Annotated in this window: 17 protein-coding genes and 1 rRNA gene; 6 read left to right on the top strand and 12 right to left on the bottom strand. The window is 63.9% G+C overall.

The annotated features are described in order from the left end of the window. The 5 genes from BUA41_RS16545 to BUA41_RS16525 form a co-directional block, all read right to left on the bottom strand. Window positions 1–129: ribosomal RNA gene (locus tag BUA41_RS16545) — 16S ribosomal RNA — on the bottom strand; the annotation flags it as partial. Window positions 130–544: 415 nt separating this feature from the next. After that, a complete protein-coding gene (locus BUA41_RS16540) occupies window positions 545–1,201 on the bottom strand; it encodes an HAD family hydrolase (protein WP_072824878.1) in 657 nt (218 codons plus the stop codon). Between the two features lie 20 nt (window positions 1,202–1,221). Further along, window positions 1,222–1,875 (bottom strand): LutC/YkgG family protein, encoded by a 654-nt coding sequence (locus BUA41_RS16535; RefSeq protein WP_072824876.1) that lies wholly within the window; start codon window positions 1,873–1,875, stop codon window positions 1,222–1,224. Beyond that, window positions 1,872–3,308 carry a LutB/LldF family L-lactate oxidation iron-sulfur protein gene (locus BUA41_RS16530; protein ID WP_217652837.1) on the bottom strand — a complete coding sequence of 479 codons (1,437 nt, stop codon included), beginning with the start codon at window positions 3,306–3,308 and terminating at the stop codon, window positions 1,872–1,874. Before BUA41_RS16530 ends, BUA41_RS16535 begins: the two co-directional genes overlap by 4 nt. Then, on the bottom strand, window positions 3,305–4,060 hold the full coding sequence (locus BUA41_RS16525) for a (Fe-S)-binding protein (RefSeq protein ID WP_072824872.1): 756 nt from the start codon (window positions 4,058–4,060) through the stop codon (window positions 3,305–3,307). Before BUA41_RS16525 ends, BUA41_RS16530 begins: the two co-directional genes overlap by 4 nt. Before the next feature lie 378 nt (window positions 4,061–4,438). Here BUA41_RS16525 and BUA41_RS16520 point away from each other — a divergent pair, with 378 nt between their 5' ends. Beyond that, window positions 4,439–5,224 carry a GntR family transcriptional regulator gene (locus tag BUA41_RS16520; protein ID WP_072824870.1) on the top strand — a complete coding sequence of 262 codons (786 nt, stop codon included), beginning with the start codon at window positions 4,439–4,441 and terminating at the stop codon, window positions 5,222–5,224. Between the two features lie 5 nt (window positions 5,225–5,229). Here the strand turns inward: BUA41_RS16520 and BUA41_RS16515 are convergent, their stop codons facing one another. The 3 genes from BUA41_RS16515 to BUA41_RS16505 form a co-directional block, all read right to left on the bottom strand. Then, window positions 5,230–5,901 carry a metal-dependent hydrolase gene (locus BUA41_RS16515; RefSeq protein WP_072824868.1) on the bottom strand — a complete coding sequence of 224 codons (672 nt, stop codon included), beginning with the start codon at window positions 5,899–5,901 and terminating at the stop codon, window positions 5,230–5,232. Between the two features lie 95 nt (window positions 5,902–5,996). Then, the gene (locus BUA41_RS16510; protein WP_072824866.1) at window positions 5,997–6,539 is read right to left on the bottom strand and encodes a gamma carbonic anhydrase family protein; all 543 of its coding nucleotides are present in this window, start codon (window positions 6,537–6,539) and stop codon (window positions 5,997–5,999) included. Window positions 6,540–6,569: 30 nt separating this feature from the next. Then, window positions 6,570–7,910, bottom strand: coding sequence for a sodium-dependent transporter (locus BUA41_RS16505; RefSeq protein ID WP_072824864.1), 1,341 nt, complete (start codon window positions 7,908–7,910; stop codon window positions 6,570–6,572). A gap of 167 nt (window positions 7,911–8,077) precedes the next feature. On the opposite strand from BUA41_RS16505, the gene prlC reads away from it, so the two are divergent. Together prlC and BUA41_RS16495 are read left to right on the top strand one after the other, a co-directional pair. Beyond that, window positions 8,078–10,129: an oligopeptidase A gene (gene prlC / locus BUA41_RS16500; RefSeq protein ID WP_072824862.1), complete on the top strand. Its 2,052-nt coding sequence runs from the start codon at window positions 8,078–8,080 to the stop codon at window positions 10,127–10,129. A gap of 20 nt (window positions 10,130–10,149) precedes the next feature. Then, window positions 10,150–10,395: a YheV family putative zinc ribbon protein gene (locus tag BUA41_RS16495; protein ID WP_072824860.1), complete on the top strand. Its 246-nt coding sequence runs from the start codon at window positions 10,150–10,152 to the stop codon at window positions 10,393–10,395. A gap of 85 nt (window positions 10,396–10,480) precedes the next feature. Here the strand turns inward: BUA41_RS16495 and sodC (BUA41_RS16490) are convergent, their stop codons facing one another. Next, complete coding sequence (gene sodC, locus BUA41_RS16490; RefSeq protein ID WP_072824858.1) at window positions 10,481–11,011, bottom strand: superoxide dismutase family protein; 531 nt, start codon at window positions 11,009–11,011, stop codon at window positions 10,481–10,483. Window positions 11,012–11,241: 230 nt separating this feature from the next. On the opposite strand from sodC (BUA41_RS16490), the gene BUA41_RS16485 reads away from it, so the two are divergent. Both BUA41_RS16485 and BUA41_RS16480 read left to right on the top strand, forming a co-directional pair. Continuing rightward, complete coding sequence (locus BUA41_RS16485; protein ID WP_084671766.1) at window positions 11,242–12,267, top strand: TAXI family TRAP transporter solute-binding subunit; 1,026 nt, start codon at window positions 11,242–11,244, stop codon at window positions 12,265–12,267. 89 nt (window positions 12,268–12,356) lie between these two features. Next, a complete protein-coding gene (locus tag BUA41_RS16480; protein WP_072824855.1) occupies window positions 12,357–14,558 on the top strand; it encodes a TRAP transporter permease in 2,202 nt (733 codons plus the stop codon). Between the two features lie 98 nt (window positions 14,559–14,656). Here BUA41_RS16480 and sodC (BUA41_RS16475) read toward each other — a convergent pair whose 3' ends face one another. From sodC (BUA41_RS16475) to BUA41_RS16465, 3 genes are all read right to left on the bottom strand, one after another. Beyond that, the gene (sodC, locus tag BUA41_RS16475; RefSeq protein ID WP_072824853.1) at window positions 14,657–15,181 is read right to left on the bottom strand and encodes a superoxide dismutase family protein; all 525 of its coding nucleotides are present in this window, start codon (window positions 15,179–15,181) and stop codon (window positions 14,657–14,659) included. Window positions 15,182–15,260: 79 nt separating this feature from the next. Then, window positions 15,261–16,100, bottom strand: coding sequence for a methylenetetrahydrofolate reductase [NAD(P)H] (gene metF, locus BUA41_RS16470; RefSeq protein WP_072824851.1), 840 nt, complete (start codon window positions 16,098–16,100; stop codon window positions 15,261–15,263). A gap of 135 nt (window positions 16,101–16,235) precedes the next feature. Further along, window positions 16,236–17,231 (bottom strand): cation diffusion facilitator family transporter, encoded by a 996-nt coding sequence (locus tag BUA41_RS16465; protein WP_084671764.1) that lies wholly within the window; start codon window positions 17,229–17,231, stop codon window positions 16,236–16,238. Window positions 17,232–17,366: 135 nt separating this feature from the next. On the opposite strand from BUA41_RS16465, the gene BUA41_RS16460 reads away from it, so the two are divergent. Then, the gene (locus tag BUA41_RS16460) at window positions 17,367–18,296 is read left to right on the top strand and encodes an AEC family transporter (RefSeq protein ID WP_072824849.1); all 930 of its coding nucleotides are present in this window, start codon (window positions 17,367–17,369) and stop codon (window positions 18,294–18,296) included. Window positions 18,297–18,298: the final 2 nt, after the last annotated feature.

The raw sequence follows: 18,298 nt of genomic DNA, 5'->3' as shown, positions 1-18,298 counted from the left end.
ATTCCTATGCATTACTCACCCGTCCGCCGCTCGCCACCAGGGAGCAAGCTCCCCGTGCTGCCGCTCGACTTGCATGTGTTAAGCCTGCCGCCAGCGTTCAATCTGAGCCATGATCAAACTCTTCAGTTAAAGTCTGATAGTCCTTGTCCTGCAATACAGGCAGCGGACCAAACTGGTCCAAGGTCAAACGTGCTTGACGCGTCGCTTGCCTCGAGTTAGGTGACTGCGTCACCCCTCGCCGACAAGCGCCCACATGAATTACCTGATCGATTGTTAAAGAGCGTCGTCACTCGGCCGAGATACTGCTTGTCGGCCTGCGCCCGGGGGCGGCCTGCGTGACGAGAGAGGCGTATTCTACCGAGCCGGGCGAGGGTGTCAACCCCCGGCGCGGGGAAGAAGCCATGGCGCCTGGCGCCGTTCAAAAACACCTTTGCAATCAAAGGCCTGGCTTCTCTGCACCGCCATCGACGAAGGCTCGTCGGCAGCAGCGGATGCGTACTTTACGGATTCATTGCGACGAACGCAAGGGGTTTTTGACGTGAGACTAAATTAAGCTCGTGCCATGACCGCGAACGCCGTCGTCCCCATCTTCCGGCATCAACACGCCCAACTCCTCCAAGATGGCATTGAGCTGCGTCAGGCCGCGCACCTGCATCGCCTGCATGCCCAGTTCCTGCGCCGCTTCGACGCACTCGGGATTGTCATCGAAGAAGACGAACGTCTCGGCGGGAAGTCCCATGCCCTCGAATACGACGCGGTAGGCACTGGGCTCGGGCTTGCGCTGGCCAATTTCGTGGGAGACGAAAAGCGTCTCGAATGGCCTTGCCAGACCGTAGTCTTCGATCAGCCGTCGCCAGTGGACAAGGTTGCTGTTGCTCAGCACGGCACGCCGGTACTCCGGCCGAATGCGCTCGACGAGCTCCAGGGCACCTGAGAACGGCCCGCGCATCCAGTCGTTGAACGCGTCGAGAAAGGCACCGGGAGTCATGTCGAGTCCAAGCTCGCTTACCGCGGCCTGGGCAAACTCCCTCCCGTCGGCATGGCCCTTCTCGAAAGGCTTGAGCGGCTCGAACTCCATCCAGAAGCGCCGTGCCTGCTCATGGTCGAGGCGCCCCTCGGTGAGCGTGACCAGGCCGCGCGTGCCGTCCCAGTCCACCAGTACGCCGCCGACATCGAACAACAGCACCTCGGGATTCCGCATGGCCGTGCATCCTGCTTGGCTTAGTGACGTACCAGTATGACCAGCTCCCGCGGGCCGTGTACACCGTAGGCCAGGGTCTGTTCGATATCCGCCGTCTTGCTGGGACCCGATATCAATAGCGCGTTGGTCGGCATGTTATTCGCCCAGTCATGGGATGCGATGACATCGAAGAGGGTATCCTCGATGACATCGGCGTCAAGCACGGCGATGTGCAGAGGCGGCACCAGACTCAGCCTGCGCGGCTCATCCGGAGTCGGCCAGAGCCAGAGGCTGCCGGTTTCGGCGATGCCTCCCCGGGTCGAGGTCAGTCCCGCCTCGAGGGTTTCGAACTGCTCCCGCTGCCAGGTTTCGATGTCGCGCTCGACATCGATCAGCTCGACCGCTCCCCCGGCCAGCGCCTCCCGCGCCTCCCGGGCGACGGGGTGCTCACGTCCCACGCCCAGACGCTTGACGCCCTTGTCGGTGAGCACCTGCGTCAGCGCATCGGCCCAATTCGACCGGTCGGCATGAATCACCTCGCCATGTACCGAGGTGATCTTTTCTTCGAAATGCGCCAGACGCTGCTCGGGGGTCCAGCCCCGTCCGCCCATCACGCTGTAATCGGACTCGGGGGCCGTCAAGGGGCCATCGGTCCGCTCGCGCAGCCGTTTGAGAATGGAGTCTCGGGCACTCACGATTCGCCCTCTTGTCGGTTGACTTGTCGGTGCCGCTTGACCAGCACATGCAGTGGCGTGGAGGCGGGCTTGGGGGCGGTGCGATACTGAGTCCAGGGTCCCAGCTTCGACGGCGTCAGCGCCCGAAACTTGCCTGCCACGCTCGTGCTGGCACGCCATGCACCCGGATGCGTGGCCAGCCATTGCCAGCCCTTCCAGGCCAGCACTTCCTTGCGATTGCGCTTGACTCCGGCGCCCTCGACATTACCACGCCCCTCGCCCACGGCCTCCTTGCGCAGACGCACCAGCAGGTCGGGAATCGGAATCCTCACCGGGCACACCTCGCCACAGGCACCGCACAGGCTCGAGGCGCTGGGCAGGTCCTGGGTCGCCTCCAGGCCCTGCAGGTGCGGCATGAGGATGCTGCCGATGGGGCCGGGGTAGGTCGTGCCGTAGGTATGGCCACCCACCCGGGTGTAGACCGGACAATGGTTCATGCAGGCACCGCAACGAATGCAGCGCAAGGTGTCGAGCAACTCATCATCCTGATAGATGGAAGAGCGGCCATTGTCGACCAGCACCAGGTGAACCTCCCTGGGGCCGTCGTGCTCTTCGGGCTTGCGCGGCCCGGAGATCATATTGAAGTAGGTCGTCACGTGCTGGCCGGTGGCCGAGCGCGTCAACAAGGCATACAGGGGCGGCACGTCGTGCAGATGCTCCACCACCTTCTCTATGCCGGTGACGGCGATGTGCACCGGCGGCACCGTGGTGGTCATTCGGCCATTGCCTTCGTTCTCGACCAGACACAGCGTACCGGTCTCGGCGACGGCGAAGTTGACCCCGGAAACCCCCACATCGGCGTTCATGAACCGCTCGCGCAACTGCTGCCGCGCCGCGGCGGTCAGGTAGTCCACGTCCCGGGTCTTGTCGGTGCCCGTCTTGGCATGCATCAGGTCGGAGATTTCATCGGTATTGAGATGGATCGCCGGCATGATGATGTGCGAGGGGGTCTGCTCGTTGAGCTGCACCAGATATTCACCGAGATCGGACTCCAGCGCCTCGATGCCCGCCTCCTCGAGATGGGCATTGAGGTGCATCTCTTCGGAGACCATCGACTTGCCCTTGATCACGCGCTTGGCATCGCGTGCTTCGCACAATTCGCGAATGAGACGGCAAGCCTCGTCACCGTCTTGAGCCCAATGCACCTGAATGCCATTGGCCTGGCAGTTCGCCTCGAGCTGTTCGAGCAGATCCGGCAACTTGGCAAGCGCTCGCAAGCGTATGCTGGCCCCCAGATCGCGCAGCGCTTCCACATCCCAATCGCCGAAGGAGTCCCGTCGCTTGGTCATCAAGCCATCCATCGCCTGACGGAAATTGGCACGAATCTGCGGGTTGCCCAGCGCATCGTGGGCCTGGCGATGAAATGCCTGGGGCGTGTAGGTCTGAACGCTCACGAGGTGCGCCTCCATAGGTAGCTGGCGATATGCTCGCCTCGCACCGGGCGTTTCTGGTGCTCGAAGCGCCCGGCGATGTTCATGAGACAGCCGCAGTCGGAGGTCACGAAGTGCTCGGCCCCCGCTGCTTCGATGGCCTGGGTCTTGTCTTCGACCATCGCCGCCGAGACCTCGGGATGACGCACCGCGAAGGTCCCGCCGAAGCCGCAGCACTCGGCTGCTCGCGCCTGCTCTACCAATGTGACCGACTCGAGCTGGTCGAGCAGGGCCGGGCCGGTGTCGGCCAGCCCCATCTCGCGCCGGGCGCTGCAGGAGGTATGCATGGCCACGCGCTGGGCATCTCCCTTGTCGGCAAGCCGAACGTGGCAGACATGCACCAGAAACTCGGTCAGCTCGAAGATACGCTCCGCGACCTGGCGCGCCTGTTCCTCCCGGGAGGTACCGGCGAACAGCGGCGGATAGTGCGTTCTCATCATGCCGCCGCAGGAGCCCGATGGCACGATGATCGGCCAGGGTTCGGGAAACAGGTCCAGTTGCGCCTCGGCGACCGCCCGAGTCTCGTCATGGTAGCCGGAGGTGTAGGCCGGCTGGCCGCAGCAGGTCTGGTCATCGGGAAAGAGGACCTCGATCCCCTCGCGCTCCAGCAGACGAATGGCATCGAGCCCTGCCTCGGGGTAGAACATGTCGATCAGGCAGGTGCCGAAGAAATAGACCTTGTCTGGCTTCGCCGGATAGAGCTTCAGTGATGTCATGATGAGTTTCCTTGGGCCGGCCTTCGAGCCCTCGGTGACTCGATGGGCATGTCGCTGGCGAGAATCGTGGCAAAATTGGTAAAACCAATTTACAACCCGCGTCGACGAACTTTAGAAGCAACGCTGCTCACGAGTCAAACGATACCCAGGGGTTTCTGAGACAGGCCTTCTTATACTTTGGCCGTGTGCCGAGGAAAATCACGCCTGAGTAGTCAGCCGATACCTGGCTGGTGAATTGGCAAGCCGGCCCCGAATCGCTAACATTGGTATTACCAATTATGAACAGTGGCATCCTCAGGTTTCTGCAACGCCGTTTGGCTTCAGGGGCCTATGGCCCCTTTACATGGCTTTCAGACGCTGACAACACGAGTATAACCCATGGTCTACCAACCGGTTCGGCAGCCGCGCATCGCCGACGTCATCACCGAGCGTCTCGAGACGATGATTCTCGAAGGTAGCCTGGCCCCGGGCCAGCGTCTGCCGCCAGAGCGCGAGCTGGCGGAACGCTTCGGAGTGTCGCGCCCCTCGCTGCGGGAGGCGATCCAGAAGCTTTCGGCTCGTGGGCTGCTGATCAGCCGCCAGGGCGGCGGCACCTTCATCAGCGAAGAACTCAAGAGCGGTTACAACGACCCTTTGCTCGAGATGCTCTCGCGGCATCAGGAATTCCATCTCGATCTGCTCGAGTTCCGCGACGCCCTGGAGGGGATTTCGGCCTACTACGCGGCGTTGCGCGCCACCTCGGCGGACAAGGCCTCGCTGGTTCGTCGCTTCGAGGAGCTCGAGGCATCCTATGCCGAGCCGACCCTGCAGAGCGATCCGCATCGCGAGGCCAAGGCCGATGCGGCCTTCCATCTGGCGATAGCCGAAGCCGGCCACAATATCCTGCTCCTGCATACGATACGCGGCATCTTCCACCTGCTGGAGAAAAGCATCGTCTCCAACCTGGCGCACCTGTTCGAAAAGCCCGGCTCCCGAGAACAACTGATGCGTCAGCATCGCGCACTACTCGATGCCATCCTGGAAGGCCGTGCCGAGGCTGCCCGGGCCCTCGCGCACGAACATCTGGTCTTCGTGGAAAAGGGGCTGCATGAGATGGAACGCGCCGAGACGCGCACCCAGCGCGCCCTGCGGCGTGCCAGGGCCCTGCCGGAGCGCTCTGGCTGAGGGTTCTAGAACCACCAACGCGCCCCCCGGGACAGCACCCCGGCGAGAGCCGACCAGGGTGGCAACCAGGGGGTGAGTGCCGTCGTCAGCAACAGCATGAGCAGTGAATTGAACGGCTGACGGTAATCGAACAGCTTGAAGGCGGTGCCGAAGGAACGCTTGATTCGCGCACCGACCAGGTCGACGCTGTAACACTCGTCCAGGAGCAGATGGATCGTTGCTCCCGACACCACCGCCAGTCCGTGAACCCAGGCCAGCCAGGCAGCCTGCGAGAAGAACTGGTAGCTGGCTGTCGTCACCAGCATGCCCCCCAGCAGCGCCGCGAGCAGCGAGTGCCAGATGCCACGATGCACGGAAAAACGCTTGAAGACGCCGCTCAGGACATAGCGCACAGCGAGAAAGAGCGCGCCACAGGCCACCAGCAACGGCCCCGGCCTCAGCCACGCCTGAAACAGCAGTGCACCACCTGCCACCGCTAATATGGCGAACAAGGTGAAGATCAGGCGGATGGCATGGGAGTTGTCGGAATCGATGTCCGGCAGAATACCGCCGAAGGCGACCAGCACGGCCACCGGGGCTACCGCGCCCGATGACCAGAGGGACCCCTGCCAGCCACCCAGCGCCAGGAGTATCCCGGCGCCCGCAGCGACACCCAGATGTGTACGAAAATCGGCCATGCAGAACCAGAATACTGGATAAAGATCCAGATTATGCGCGACATGGCCATACAAAACAAACAGTTGCCGAGCAGCGACACCGTGACCTAAAGCCTCTAGCCCGCCTGGCGATCGGCAAGATACTGATCCTTGAGCTTGACGTAGTTGGCCGCCGTATAGGCGAAGAACTCGCGTTCGCTGCGCTTGAGCTCACGCAGAGGCTTGGCCGGGTTACCCGCATAGACATGACCGCTTTCCAGGGTCCTGCCCGGTGTCACCACGGCCCCGGCGGCGATGATCACCTCGTCCTCGACGGTAGCGCCATCCATGACGATGGCCCCCATGCCTACCAGGATTCGGTTGCCGAGGGTACAGCCGTGGAGGATGGCCTTGTGACCGATGGTGACGTCGTCGCCGATGGTCAGCGGATGGCCCCCGGGATTGAAATCGCTGGCGTGGGTGATATGCAGCACGCTTCCGTCCTGGACACTGGTACGCGCACCGATGCGAATACGGTGCATGTCGCCGCGGATCACCGCCATCGGCCATACCGAACTGTCGTCACCCAGTTCGACATCCCCCAGCACCACGCTGGCGGAATCGAGATATACCCGCTCGCCGAGCCTTGGCGTCTGCCCCTGAAAGGTCCGAATCGTCATGTTCGACTCCTGGTGCGAAGCACCGCTTGTTCAAAACAGGCCAGACACCAGTACCACCACGACCAGCGGAATAGATACGAAGCGCACCAGTGTCTGCCACAGGCGAAAGCCCCTGGCGTCGACGCCCAGGGCGCTCATGGCGGTTTCCTGGGACATGACCCAGGCCGCGAAGATTGCGATCAACAGGCCGCCTACCGGGAGGAAGATATCCGTCGGAACCGTGGTCACCAACGTAAAGAAGTTCATCTCGCCGATCCAGTGCACCTCGGCCATGGTCGAAAACGACAGTACCGAGAGCATCCCCGCCCCCCACACCAGCGCGCCGATCACCGCGGTGGCATGGCCGCGCTTGAGCCCCGCGTCCTGCAGGGTGGCGACCATCGGCTCGGCCAGATTGATCGAGGAGGTCCAGGTGGCCAGCAACAGCAGCAGGAAGAAGATACCCAGCCACAGCGAACCTCCCGGCAACTCAGAGAAGGCGATGGGCAAGGTCACGAACATCAATCCCGGTCCTTCGCCCGGGTCCATGCCCTGGGAAAAAACCACCGAGAAGATCGCGATCCCCGCAAGCAGGGCGACCGCGACATCGAGCACCGCCACGGCGGTCACGGCCCGCGGCAGACTCTGATGATCCGGCATGTAGGCACCATAGGCCATCAGGGCACAGGCCCCGAGCGCCAGGGTGAAGAAAGCATGTCCCATGGCGTTAAGCACCACCGAGCCGGTGATCGCCGAGGGGTCGGGGCTGAACAGCCAGGCCATGGCGGTGCCGAACCCGCTGGTCGTGGCGGCGTAGATGGCCAGCACCAGCAGCAGCAAGTACAGCAGCGGCATCAGCAGGTTGTTGAGCTTCTCTAGGCCGCCGGAGACCCCCGCCGCGACCACGGACAGGGTCAGCAGCAGAAACAGGGTGTGATTGAAGGTCATGCGCAGCGGATCGGCGAGAAAGGCATCGAAGCTCGAACCTATCTCCTGGGGCGAGCGACCGGCAAAATTGCCATTGACCGATTCGATCAGGTACTCGATCGACCAACCCGAAACCACCGAATAGAACGACAGGATGAAGAACACCGTGATGCCACCGAACAACCCCAGCCATCGCCAGTGCGGGGTGGCCCCGGCTTCCCGGGCAAGATGCGCCAGGGCCTGCATGGGGCTGCGACGCCCGGCGCGACCGATCAGGATCTCGGCCATCATCACCGGCAGCCCGAGGGCCACCACGAAAACGACGTACAGCACCAGGAAGGCGGCGCCACCGTTCTCGCCGGTCATGTAGGGAAAGCGCCAGATATTGCCCAGCCCCACGGCAGCGCCCGTTACCGCTAGAATGAATGCACGCCGCGTACTCCAGCGCTCCAACGTTTCACCCATATGCCCTGCCCTGTTTCGTTCATGTTCTGGGATGCCGGCACTCCGCGCCGAAGGCGCAAGCCTAGCAGCCTGGCGCGTGACGGCCAATCTTATGCCGGCGATATTGAAACGCGGCCTCGGCGTCCGCATCTAACGGGACAGCCATTTCCCTGTGCGAGGATCTCCCCATGTCCAACAACCCCCTGCTCGAGAGCCATGCCCTGCCGCCTTTCGGCGAGATTCAGCCCGATCACGTGGTGCCGGCGATCGAACAGATCCTCGATGAGAATCGCGCTGCCATCGACCGGCTGGCCGACAAGGCCGCCAAGGAACCTCCCCGCTGGTCCACGTTGGCAGCACCGCTGGAAGAGCTCAACGACCGGCTCGCCCAGGCCTGGTCACCGGTCTCGCACCTGAACGGCACCATGAACACCCCGGCGCTGCGCGAAGCGTACCAGACCTGCCTGGCCATGCTCTCCGATTACGGCACCTGGCTGGGCCAGCACGAAGGGCTGTTCCGGGCCTATCAGGCACTCAAGGATTCCCCGGCGTACAGTGACCTCGATCATGCGCAGCGCCGCTCGGTCGACAACACCCTGCGCGACTTCCGCCTCGCCGGGGTCGATCTACCCGCGGAGAAGAAGCAACGTTACGGCGAGATCCAGGCGCGGCTATCGGCGCTTTCCAACAGCTTCTCCAACAACGTGCTCGACGCCACCCAGGCCTGGCACAAGGATGTCGACGACGCCAAGAGCCTCGACGGCCTCCCCGAAAGCGCCCTGGACACGCTCAAGGCCAACGCCGAGGCCAAGAACGTCGACGGGTATCGCATCACCCTCGATTTCCCGAGCTTCTTCCCGGTGGTGACCTACGCCAACGACCGCGACTTGCGCCGCGAGGTGTATACCGCCTTCGTCACCCGTGCCTCGGACCAGGGGCCCAATGCCGGCGAGTATGACAACGCCCAGAACATCGAAGAGATCCTCGCCCTACGTCACGAATTGGCTGGGCTGCTCGGCTTCGAGACCTACGCCGACTACTCCCTGGCCACCAAGATGGCCGAATCACCGGCCCAGGTGCGTGATTTCCTCGACGACCTGGCGCGTCGTGCCCATCGCCAGGCCCAAGAAGAGTTCAACGAACTGGAAGCCTTCGCGAGAGAGACTCTCGGACTCACGGACCTCCAGCCCTGGGACCTGGGCTACGCCAGCGAGAAGCTGCGTGAGTCCCGCTACGCCATCTCCCAGGAACAGCTGCGCCCCTATTTTTCCGCCCCCAAGGTCGTCGATGGCCTGTTCAAGGTCACCGAACGCCTCTACGGGGTGCAGTTCGTCGAGGACGACAGCGCGCCGCGCTATCACCCCGACGTGCGCTATTACGAGATTCGCGAGAGCAACGTGCCGATCGCCGGCTTCTATCTCGATCTCTATGCCCGGGAGGGCAAGCGTGGTGGTGCCTGGATGGACGAGTGCCGGGTGCGCCGCCAGCGTGAGGACGGCAGCCTGCAACTGCCGGTGGCCTACCTGACCTGCAACTTTACCCGCCCGGTAGGTGGCAAGCCGGCCCTGCTGACTCACGACGAGGTCACCACCCTGTTTCACGAATTCGGCCATGGCCTGCACCACATGCTGACCCGCCAGAGTGTCGCCGATGTCTCGGGCATCAACGGCGTGGCCTGGGACGCGGTGGAACTGCCCAGCCAGTTCATGGAGAACTTCTGCTGGGAGCGCGAAGGGCTCGACATGATCGCCGCGCATGTCGATACCGGCGAGCGCCTGCCGGACGACCTGCTCACCAAGCTGCAAGCGGCCAAGAACTTCCAGTCGGCCATGGGCATGCTGCGCCAGATCGAATTCTCGCTGTTCGATTTTCGCCTGCACCACGAACTCGCCAAGCCCATGGCCGACGAGGTGCAGGCACTGCTCGACGAGGTGCGCGACCGTTATTCCGTGGTGCCTCGGGTCGAATTCAACCGCTTCCAGACCAGCTTCAGCCACATCTTCGCCGGTGGCTACGCGGCAGGTTATTACAGCTACAAATGGGCCGAGGTGCTCTCGGCAGACGCCTACAGCGCCTTCGAGGAGGCCGGCGTCTTCGATGGCGAGACCGGCGCACGCTTTCGTCAGGAGATCCTCGAACAGGGTGGTTCCCGGGATGCGGCCGAACTGTTCCGCGCCTTCCGCGGGCGCGATCCCAGCGTCGAACCCCTGCTCCGCCACAGCGGCATCCGTGCCGCTTGAACGATATCCAGGAGAGGCTCATGTCGACACCCAAACGCTTCATCGCCGGCGCCGTCTGCCCGCGCTGCGCTGCCATGGACCGCGTACGCACCTGGGAGCAGAACGGCATCCGCTATCGCGACTGCGTGGCCTGCGACTTCTTCGAACAGTTGCCGATCGAGGACCCCACGAGGGCCGAGGAGCTCAAGACCCGGGTCAACCGTCCCCGGGAAGAGCAGAAGACGAATGACGTGCAGACCGTGCGCATCCTCGATCCCAAGGGGTAATACCGGCTTGGGAAAGAAAGCCTCCAGCGAATGGAGGCTTTCCTTGAGCCAGCCGTCCTCTACTGCCCTTTAACGAAGGATGGGCTCACTGCTTCCCGACCGTGCCACAGGCGATGCGCGGGCCGCCCCCGCCCAGCGTGGGGTTGTCGAAATAGGTATCGCCGCCCTCGTGAACAATGAGTGCGCGGTTCTGGAGATCGGACACCTTCAAACGCGGCGCCAGGATCGGCGTGGTCGCCGCCCCTTCCTCATCGACCATCAGGATCGGCAGGTCGCCGAGGTGGCCCTCGCCGTAAGGGCCGCCGTGGAAGTCGGTGCCGTCCGGGCTATAATGCCCGCCAGCGGCAGCCGCGGCGCTCTGCTGGCCATTCACCTCCAGGGGTTCGCAGTTGGCGTTCTCGTGGACGTGGAAGCCATGGGCGCCAGGGTCCAGCCCCGCCAGGTCCGGCGTCAGCAGCAGGCCGTACTCGGTATCCTCGATCGTGACCGTGCCGATGCTGTCGCCGACACCCTCTGCACTGACCTCGTGCATCTCGATCTCCTGGGCGGCCAGAGCCGTACCGGAGAGTCCCACCGACATACCGATCACGATCGCGATTGTGTTCAAGCGCCTCATATCCATCTCCTGTCCTTGAGTTGAACGTGCCCTTCAAGGCTAGCCAATTAACGGAAGGAGTGACAAATCGACGCTACCACCGGCCGGTCGACGCGGTGTTGACGGCAAAATCGCAGCGAGGGAGGGCATTACCGGCAACCCTTCAACGTTCGTTCAGTTTACAGCGCCTGCGCCTGGTGATTTAAATGGCCTGTCAATCACGGCTCAGAACAACAAGCGGGGAGTGTCGCATGTCAGCTCAACAGCAGAGCACGCGCAGTAGCATCGCCCATCGTCTCAACCTGGCATTGGTTGCCGGGGGTCTGGTCGCGGGCCTCGGCATCGCCGGCGCCGCCCAGGCCCAGGAGGATCGCGAAGGGTGGCCACAGAGCTTCACCGTAGGCACCGCCAGCCAGGGCGGCACCTATTTCGTCTATGGTTCCGGCTGGGCCAACCTGATCGCCGACCAGCTGGGGCTCTCCGGCGGCGGCGAGGTGACCGGCGGACCGACCCAGAACCTGGCGCTGGTGCACAACAATGAGGTCGCCTTCGGCCTGACCACCATGGGCCCGGCCAGCGACGCCCTGTCGGGCAAGAGTCCCCTGGCTCCGGGGATCGTCATGGACAATGTCTGCGCCATGTTCCCCATGTACGAGACCCCCTTCTCGATCACCGCCCTGTCGGACTCGGGCATCACCTCGATCTCGGAGATCCCCGACGGTGCGACCATCGGCTTCGGCCCGGCGGGCTCGACTTCGGACACCTACTTCCCGGCGATCCTCGAGGAACTGGGGGTGGAGTTCGAACGGCGCAACGGTGGCTGGAACGATCTGGCCGGGCAGCTCCAGGACGGCCTGATCGACGTCATCGCCTTCGCCGCGGGCATCCCGATTCCCGCCGTCAGCCAGCTCGAGGTGCAGACCGACGTGAACATCATCGAATTCACCGAGCAAGAGCAGGCTGAAGCCATCGAGGCGTTCCCGGTGTCCGAGTTTTCCATCCCCGCCAGCACCTACTCGACCCTGGAGCAGGATTCCCGCGTGGTGTCGATGTGGAACTTTGCCATCGCCGGCTGCGACCTCCCGGATGACTTCGTCTACGAGGCCACCCGCATCACCATGGAAAACAACGACAAGATGCGCTCGATCCATCGCAGTGCCGAAACTACGGTGCCCGAGAACATCAAGCACAACCAGGTCATTCCCTTCCATCCCGGCGCAGCGCGCTGGTACGAGGAGAATGGCCACGACATTCCCGAGGACATGGTTCATCAATAAGGCAGGACGCCTTCGATCGGTTCGGGAGTGACGCCTACCGGCGTCACTCCCGTCTTTGTATTGTCATGACTACTCGACGGTGATCCCGCATGAGCCCATCCTCGGACAATCGCCCAGCCCGCGACGCTTCCCACGACGACGACCTTCCCACTGAAGCAGAAACCGTCGCCCACGGCGTCGACGACGATATCGTCGAATCCAACCGCCGCCTTCTCGCCGACTGGCGCTGGTGGCTGTTCGCCACCCTGGCCGTGGCCTATTCGACCTTCCACCTCGTCTCGCTGAACGTCTACCCCCTCGAGACCTGGTCATTTCGCATCATCCACATCTGCGGGGCACTGATCCTCGGCTACGGCCTGTATGCCGGCGCCCGCTTCGCCGACGACGACACCCGCCCCACCGGGCGCTGGGCGACCTACCTGAGCCTGGTGCTGCTGGCCCCGGCACTCTATACCCTGGTGCAGGTCGGCCTGATGTACCGCACCTTCAGCGGCGAGGCCATGCGCATCGAGCCCGCGATCGAGGCCTGGCATTTCGGTTATCCGCTGATTGCCACCACCGTGGCGGCCATCCTGCTTTCCTGGGGCTATCGCCAGGCACGCCAACGCCTGAGCCCGCCGGATATCGTGCTGATGGTCTGCGCCCTGGCCAGTTCGGGTTACCTGCTGGTGATGTACAACACGCCGCTGCGCATGTCCACCGGCACCTCCTTCGCGCCCATGGGCATCTCCTACGCGGCCATCGCCGGCTCGCTGCTGATCCTCGAACTGACCCGCCGGGTGGCCGGGCTGGCCCTGGTGGTCATCTCGGCGATCTTTCTCGCCTATGTGTTCGCCGGGCCCTACCTGCCGGGCTTTTTGGGTTATCCGGGGCTCTCCATGGGGCGCTTCTTCAGCCAGGTCTACACCGATGCGGGCATCCTCGGCCCCACCACGGCGGTATCGTCGACCTACATCATCCTGTTCATCATCTTCGCCGCCTTCCTGCAGGCCTCCAAGGTCGGCGACTACTTCGTCAACTTCGCCTTCGCCGCGGCCGGTCGCGCCCGGGGAGGACCCGCCAAGGTGGCGATCTTCGCCTCGGGGCTGATGGGCATGATCAACGGCACCAGCGCCGGCAACGTGGTCTCCACCGGCTCGCTGACCATCCCGCTGATGAAGAAGGTCGGCTACCCGAGCCGCAGCGCCGGCGCCATCGAGGCAGCGGCCTCCACGGGTGGCCAGATCATGCCGCCGATCATGGGTGCCGGTGCCTTCATCATGGCCGAGATCACCGGCATCCCTTACACAGAGATCGCCGTGGCAGCGCTGATTCCGGCCGTGCTCTACTTCGCCTCGGTCTATTTCATGGTCGACTTCGAGGCAGCCTACAAGGGCATGCGCGGCATGCGCGACGACGAGATTCCACGCTTCTCGCGCCTCGTCAGGCAGGTCTATCTGTTCGCCCCCATCGTGATCCTGATCGTCGCGCTGTTCATGGGCTATTCGGTGATCCGCGCCGGCACCCTGGCCACGGCCTCGGCCGCGGTGGTGAGCTGGCTATCGCCCCACAAGATGGGCCCGCGTTCCATACTGAAGGCGCTGGAGATGGCCGGGACCATGGCCATCCAGATCATCGCGGTATGCGCCTGCGCCGGCATCATCGTGGGCGTGATCTCGCTGACGGGGGTGGGGTCGCGCTTCTCGTCGCTGCTGCTGGGTCTCGCGGGCTTCAGTCAGCTGCTGGCACTGCTGTTCGCCATGTGCATCAGCATCCTGCTGGGCATGGGCATGCCCACCACCGCGGCCTACGCGGTGGCCGCCTCGGTGGTGGCGCCGGGCTTGATCGATATCGGCATCACCCCCCTGGTGGCCCACTTCTTCGTGTTCTATTTCGCCGTGGTCTCGGCCATCACTCCGCCGGTGGCACTGGCCTCCTACGCCGCCGCGGGCATCTCCGGGGCCAACGCCATGCAGACCTCGGTGACATCGTTCAAGATCGGCCTGGCCGCCTTCATCGTGCCGTTCATGTTCTTCTACAGTCCGGCGATGCTGATGGAAGGCTCCTGGCTGCAGATCCTGCGGGTCGGGCTCACCGCGACCCTGGGCATCGTGCTGCTGGCCGCCTCGGTCCAGGCCTGGTTCTTCGGACCGGTCAAGGCGCTGTCGCGCCTGCTGCTGCTGCTGGGAGCGGTGTGCATGATCTACGGCGGGCTCTACAGCGACCTGGCCGGGCTGGCCATCGGCATCGTCCTGTTCCTGATGCAGCGCGGGTCGTCACGGGGGGAAAAACCTTCGACGGCCAAGTCATGATGTGACGTTCGATGGCATCATGCCAACCAACAGCGCCCGCCAGGAATCCCGGCGGGCGCTGGCGATTTCGGACCGGCCAGCAACTTGCCGAGCCGGGACTACTCCTCGACGACGCCGCAGGCGACGCGTGGTCCGCCGCCGCCCAGCTCGGGCTGGTCGGAATAGGTGTCGCCGCCCTCGTGGATCACCAAGGCGTGCCCCTTCAGCTCCGACACCCTGAGACGCGGCGCCAGTACCGGCGTGATGACGTTGCCTTCCTTGCCCGCCATGAGCACCGGCAGATCGCCGAGGTGACCGTCGCCATAGGGTCCGGCGTGAGTGCCGGTATTCTCCGGATCGAAGTGCCCGCCAGCAGCCGCTGCCGCCACACTCTCGCCCTCCTTATCGGCAGGGTCGCAGCTAGGGTTCTGGTGCACATGAAAACCGTGCATGCCGGGTTCAAGCCCGCTCAGCTCCGGTGTGAGCAACAGCCCATACTCGCTGTCCTCGACCTTGATGGTGCCAATGCTGTCACCGACACCCTCGGCACTGACCTCGTGCATCTCGATGATCGGCTGCGCCTGCGCAAGGCCTGCCAGCAGCAGTGCCCCCATGCCTCCTATCAGCTTGCCTGAACGCATCATGTCTTCCTCCTGTCCATGAGTTCGACTCGCTTGTTCAGGCTAGTCGAGGCCACGCCCTCTGCCAACACGGCAGCGCTGCTCAAGCCAGGTTGTCGACGATCCTGAGGCTGGGGGGCGCCTGATTCAGCGTGTAGAAGTGCAAACCGGGCGCGCCACCGTCGAGCAGTCGTTGACACAACCTCGTCACCACCTCCTCGCCGAAGGCCTCGATGCTCTCCCGGTCATCGCCGTAGGCCTCGAGCTGCTTGCGTATCCAGCGCGGGATGTCGGCCCCGCAGGCATCGGAGAAGCGTGCCAGCTTGGTGTAGTTGGTGATCGGCATGATGCCCGGCACGATCGGCGCCTCGATGCCCAGGGCGCGGGCACGCTCGACGAAATGAAAGTAGGCGTCGGCGTTGAAGAAGTACTGGGTGATCGCCAGGTTGGCGCCGGCGCGCATCTTGCGCACGAAGTTTTCCAGGTCCCGGTCGAAGCTCGGCGCCTGGGGATGAGACTCGGGATAGGCCGCCACGGCGATCTCGAAGTGATCCCCGGTTTCGGCACGAATGAACTCCACCAGTTCGTTGGCATAGCGCAATTCCCCGATGCTTGCCATGCCGGAGGGCAGGTCGCCGCGCAGCGCCACCAGGCTGTCGATGCCCCGCTCGCGGTACATGGCGAGCAGCGCGCGCAGTTCGCCCTTGTCGCTGCCGATGCAGGAGAGATGGGGCGCGGTGGTGATGCCGCATTCGCTGACCTGCTTGACGGTATCGACGGTCCTCGCCTGGGTCGAACCGCCCGCGCCATAGGTCACCGAGAAGAAGTGCGGCTTGCACTCCGCCAGGGCATCGCGCGTCTGCATCAGTTTCTCACGGCCCGCATCGGTGTTCGGCGGAAAGAATTCGAAACTGATGCCCAGCGGATGCTCGTTCTTGCTCATCGTTCCCAACCTTTATGAATCGTTTTCAACCAGTATATGCTTGGCGCTACGCTGCCGAGCCCTCGAAAAGCCGTATTGTGTCTGCCAGCGGCGCGAGGCTCCAATGAAAGTTTCGCGCGGCAACATCGAAATCTTTCATACAGACTCTCTATTCTCCGGGGCCGAGGAAACACTCGTCTCACAGTCGCCCCCGGTCAGGCAGGCCTCGCCCTCGAGCTGCAGGGTGGCATGGGTGATGCCGAAACGCTCGCGAAGCAGCTTGTAGGCCTGCCTGAGCACGCCGGCATGATCGGCACCGTCGCGCACCACCAGGTGCAGGCTGAGTAGCGGGTCCTGGGGCGTCAGGCCCCATAGATGCACGTCGTGCAGGCTCTCGACCTCCTCGATCGACTCCAGCGCCGTGCGAATCTCGGCCACTTCGACCCCGTCCGGGGTGCCCTCGAGCAGGGTATGGGAGGAACGGCGCAATATCTGCCAGGCGGCACGCAGGATCAGCCCGGCGGCGAGCACGGAGAGGATCGGGTCGGCGGCGTTCCAGCCGGTGAACATGATGATCAACGCGGCGGCGATGGCCGCCACGGAGCCCAGCAGATCGCCGAGCACGTGCATCGCCGCCCCGCGCAGGTTGAGATTGCCGCTGTCGCCGCGATGAAGGATAACGAAGGCGACGATGTTCACGAACAGGCCGATGATCGCGATGATCATCATCGGGCCGGCCATCACCTCGACCGGCGACATCAGGCGCTCGATGGCGGAATAGAAGATCCACAGGGCGATCGCGAACAGCGTCAGGCCGTTGACGAAGGCCGCCAACACCTGGAAGCGCCGATAGCCGAAGGTGCGACGAGGATCCGGCGAGCGGGCACTGAGGCGAAAGGCTGCCAGCGCCATGGCCAGGGAGGCGCTGTCGCTGAACATGTGACCGGCATCGGCGAGCAGGGCGAGTGATCCCGAGACGATGCCACCGACGATCTCGGCGAGCATGAACCCCGCGGTCAGCAGCATCGCCCAGAACACCCGCTTCTCGCTGTCGGCGGTCACCGCCGGGGCATGCTCGTGTGCGTGGGCGTGATCAGGATCATGCGATGCAACGCGTGAACCGTTCTCCTGCGATGAGGCGTGCTGCGCCATCTGGAACTCCCTCGATGTGGGACGACGACTCCAGTGTAACGCCTTCCCCCGATGGCCGCGTCAAGCCGCTCTCGGGCTCTCCCATTTGCGCCCCGGCACAGGCACCATGTGCCTTTTGTTCATCCGGAACCGCCGATGCTCGACGTCGATCTTTCCCAACCACTGTGGATGCTGCTGGCCTTCGTCGGCCTCGGCTGGCTCGCTGCAAGGCGTCTGGCCGTGGACCCGCGCCCCATCGCCACGCTGTTGATCTACATCATCGCCCCGCTGACCTTCTTTCGCGGCCTGACCCTGGGCGGGCCCAGCATCGATTACCTGCTGCTGACCGCGGCACTGTTCCTGCTGGCGAGCACCATCGGCCTGGCGGTCAGCCATGCTGCACGCCCCTTCTTCGCCTCGGAGGAAGCGGCGTTGCTGGCCTTCTCGTCGGGCACCGGCAACACCGGCTACTTCGGCCTGCCCATCGCCATGGTGCTGCTGCCGCCGGAGGGGGTGACCCAGTACCTGTTCTGCCTGCTGGGCGTCACGCTTTATGAATTCACCGTCGGCTACTACCTCATCGCCCGGGGTCGGTTCTCGGTGCGCGACAGTCTTGCCAAGATCCTGCGCCTGCCGCTGGTCTATGCCTTCGCCGCCGCCCTTCTGGTCAGCGGTCTCTCTTTGCCGATTCCCGGTGCCGTGATGGAAGGGCTCGACTACTTCAAGTACAGCTACACGGTGCTGGGCATGATGATCATCGGCATGACCCTGGGGCGGGTGACCCTGCACGAGGTGGACGCCCGCTTCATCGGCGCCTGCGTCGCGGCCCGCTATGTGCTCTGGCCGCTGGTCAGCCTGGCCGCGGTCCTGCTGCTGCAGGCGAGCATCGGGATTTCGGAGACGCTGGCCTCGGCCTTGCTGCTGCTGGGCGTGGTGCCGATGGCCGCCAACGTGGTGGTGGTCGCCATGGAGCTGAACATACGCCCCGAGAAGGGCACCATTGCCGTGTTGCTGACGACCCTGGCCGCGCCGCTGCTGATTCCCTGGTACCTGCAAGTGCTGTTGGCGCTGAGCGGGCTAGGGTAGTG

The organism is Modicisalibacter ilicicola DSM 19980 (assembly GCF_900128925.1).
GTDB lineage: Bacteria > Pseudomonadota > Gammaproteobacteria > Pseudomonadales > Halomonadaceae > Modicisalibacter > Modicisalibacter ilicicola.
This window is presented reverse-complemented; position numbering and strand designations above follow the sequence as displayed.